Annotated in this window: 4 protein-coding genes; 2 read left to right on the top strand and 2 right to left on the bottom strand. The window is 47.5% G+C overall.

Annotation, left to right across the window (positions count from 1 at the left end):
• Nucleotides 1–420: 420 nt before the first annotated feature.
• Together pheS and QZ918_RS27580 are read right to left on the bottom strand one after the other, a co-directional pair.
• Nucleotides 421–1,425, bottom strand: coding sequence for a phenylalanine--tRNA ligase subunit alpha (pheS, locus tag QZ918_RS27585; RefSeq protein ID WP_293152114.1), 1,005 nt, complete (start codon nucleotides 1,423–1,425; stop codon nucleotides 421–423).
• Nucleotides 1,426–1,554: 129 nt separating this feature from the next.
• Entirely contained in the window at nucleotides 1,555–1,692 is a 138-nt protein-coding gene (locus QZ918_RS27580; RefSeq protein WP_293340895.1) for a hypothetical protein, read from the bottom strand.
• Nucleotides 1,693–1,765: 73 nt separating this feature from the next.
• On the opposite strand from QZ918_RS27580, the gene surE reads away from it, so the two are divergent.
• On the top strand, nucleotides 1,766–2,572 hold the full coding sequence (gene surE / locus QZ918_RS27575; protein ID WP_293340892.1) for a 5'/3'-nucleotidase SurE: 807 nt from the start codon (nucleotides 1,766–1,768) through the stop codon (nucleotides 2,570–2,572).
• Nucleotides 2,573–2,698: 126 nt separating this feature from the next.
• Nucleotides 2,699–3,097: a hypothetical protein gene (locus tag QZ918_RS27570; protein ID WP_293340889.1), complete on the top strand. Its 399-nt coding sequence runs from the start codon at nucleotides 2,699–2,701 to the stop codon at nucleotides 3,095–3,097.
• Nucleotides 3,098–3,345: the final 248 nt, after the last annotated feature.

Here is a 3,345-nt window from a genome sequence, read left to right as displayed (position 1 = left end):
CTTTTCCCAGGTTTGTAGTGAGGACTTTAGTCCTTCTTTTCCCAGGTTTGTAGTGAGAACTTTAGTCCTTCTTTTCCCAGGTTTGTAGTGAGGACTTTAGTCCTTCTTTTCCCAGGTTTGTAGTGAGGACTTTAGTCCTTCTTTTCCCGAGGACTTTAGTCATCATTACAAACCAACATGACCGCGATCTATCTCTTTGGATAGGATATTAGATTTTTTAGCTTTCTCTCCTCGATCGAAACTCAAAACATCGATCTACATTAACCAAAACCCTACAGTCATAGTAAAACCCAGGGCGGTTTTATTGTCGTCAGACAAATTAGGTACGTTGTTGCGCTTGGGTGCTCTTTGCTAATATTTATAAAGAGCGCTGAAGCGCAACTACATACCTTCAGAGTAAAACCGACCTCAAGCCACTACTTAAAACTGCCGCAAAAATCGTAAATCGCTAGCATAAACCCGGCGAATGTCGTCAATTTCATAAAGTACCATAGCGAACCGCTCCACTCCAAAACCGGCTGCAAACCCGGTATACTTTTCTGGATCTAAACCGACTCCTTTAAGAACATTAGGATCTACTGCACCGCAGCCCAAAACTTCCAGCCATTTGCCGTTCCACTGCAAATCAACTTCAGCAGAAGGTTCTGTAAACGGAAAGTAACTCGTGCGGAAACGAATCGGCAAATCTTGTCCGAACATTTGGCGCAGAAACTCTTTAATTGTGCCTTTCAAGTCAGTAAATGTCAGATTTTCACCAATAGCTAAAAGTTCAATTTGGTGGAAAACTGCCGCGTGAGTAGCATCAACAGTATCGCGGCGGTAAACGCGGCCGGGAGAGACAATCCGAATCGGCGGTTTGTGCTGTTCCATGTAGCGAATTTGCACCGATGATGTCTGAGTCCGCAGCAAGTCGCCACCTGGCAGGTAAAATGTATCTTGCATATCCCGCGCTGGGTGGTCGGGTGGAGTGTTGAGCGCCTCGAAGTTGTAATAATCTGTTTCCATTTCCGGGCCGTTGGCGACGGTATAGCCGAGGCCGACAAAAATATCGAGAGCGCGGTCTATGACGGCGTTTAAGGGGTGAATTCGACCTTGAGGGGGAAAAATCCCCGGCATGGTAACGTCAAGGGTTTCTGAGGCTAATTTGGCCTGGATTTGGGCGGTTTGGAGGGCGGCGCGCTTGTCTTCTAAGTCGGCTTGTAGGGCTTCTTTTACAGTATTGGCGATCGCGCCTACTTTTGGCCGCTGGTCTGCCGAAAGTTTGCCCATCATGCCTAAAATTTGAGAGAGTTGACCTTTTTTGCCTAGGTAGCCAAGGCGCAACTGTTCGAGTTGTTCGAGGGTATTCGCAGTTGCGATCGCACTTTTGGACTCTTGGCCCAGGGTTTCTAGTTGAGTTTCAATGTCGCTGAGCTGGACAGTCATTTTGATTTTAGATTTTAGATTTTAGATTTTAGATTGATGGCAGTTTTGGGCCAAGCTGAGTGTAGCGCAATTTTGGATCGACTGACTTGTAGATTTTAGATTTTAGATTGATGGCTGCTTAATATGTAATTAGGTAATAGATAATTGCAGGTGAAACCGATCGAGAGCACCCCGTTTTTGTAGGGGCGAAGCATTCGCGCTGAAAATCTCTCCTATAGTCGATAAAATACGGGCGCGAATGCTTCGCCCTTGCGGATATGTTTGCACAATCGGGATGCTCCCAACCGATCGCCCTACTTGAATCTAGTTTAAGATTATTATCAGGCCTATAAAAATTTCAATGAAACTTTTAATTAGCAACGACGACGGCATCTTTGCACAAGGCATCCGCAGCCTCGCCAACGCTCTCGCCGCCGCCGGCCACTCTGTGAGCGTAGTTTGTCCCGACAGAGAGCGCTCCGCTACCGGACACGGCCTCACATTGCACCAACCCATTCGCGCCGAAATTATCGAATCTGTTTTCGATCCCGCCGTCAAAGCTTGGGCTTGCTCGGGTACTCCCGCCGACTGCGTCAAACTAGCTTTGTGGGCTTTAGTTGACAAACCGCCCGATTTTGTCCTTTCCGGCGTCAACCACGGGCCGAATTTAGGCACGGACATTATCTGTTCGGGGACGGTTTCGGCTGCGATGGAAGGAATTATGGAAGGCATTCCCAGCATTGCTTTCAGTCTCGCCAGCTATACTTCGCAGGAATTTGGGCCGGCGGTGGATTTCGCTGTCACCTTGCTGCGACAGTTGGAAAAACAGCCAATGCCCAAACCGACACTGTTGAATGTCAACATACCAGCAGTCTCACAGGCAGAAATTACCGGAGTTGCGATCGCCCGTCAAGGCATTCGCCGCTATTTCGACATATTTCAAAAGCGCACTGATCCGCGCGGCAAAACTTATTATTGGCTGGCTGGGGAATTGTTAGAAGATGTGGAAGAAACCTCCGAATCGGCTGTGTGCCATGATATTCCTACAGACGTACAAGCTATTCGCGACAATAAAATTACCGTTACTCCCCTGCAATACAATCTCACCTGTGTTCCCGATTTGCACTCGTTGCGAGATTGGCAATTTGAAAGTTTTCCCAAGCATTGAGCTCCGATCGACCCGATTGGAGCGGTAAACTAGGAATTAAGGATAAAGTACCTCTTTAGGTATATGCCGTAGGCGTTAACGCAGGTTCTCAATTGGTTGTTGGTTTTTTACTCAAGAAAAGCAGTTATGAACGCTCCCACCTATAACACTCATTCTGTCACTTGCCCGATTTGCCACCGTTCCAGCGTCGTGGGCCCAGTCGGAATGGTCAGCGGACTATTCACCTGTCCCCACTGCCATTCTCATATGGTAATTAGCTGGAGCGGCCATTTTGTCCGCGATCCTTTTAGCCTCAAACAACTGACGGTGGGAAAGATGCTCAGGCGCGAGAGCAGGCCGTTAGCTCGCCTTCAGCGCGACTTTGGGCTGGGCAAACATTTTCCGCTACTGGCAATTTTGGGAAGCGTGGTATTTTTGGGATGTGCGATCGCAGCTACAGAACAATCGCTACCCCGACAGAGTTCATTTCAAGGTTTTTTAGAGTGGGTGAGCGGAACTGGTAATTCCCAAGATGTCTCACCTTAACATTTCAACATAAATTGTGACAGATATTGCTTGTAAATATCTATTCCTTTAGTTAGAGATAGCGATAGAAGACTTACCGATTCCGACTTCTGGAAACCCGGTTTTTACCGTGTTCATCGGCTTTCATTCAGTTGACAGTTGACAGTTGACAGTTGACAGTTGACAGTTGACAGTTGACAGTTGACAGTTGACAGTTGACAGTTGACAGTTGACAGTTGACAGCAACCTCTACCTGGAAGGAAGAGGAT

The sequence above is a fragment of the Microcoleus sp. CAWBG58 genome (assembly GCF_020883045.1).
In the GTDB taxonomy this organism is placed as follows: Bacteria; Cyanobacteriota; Cyanobacteriia; order Cyanobacteriales; family Microcoleaceae; genus Microcoleus.
The sequence above is the reverse complement of the archived record's forward strand: the minus strand, read 5'-3'. Positions and strand labels throughout refer to the sequence as shown.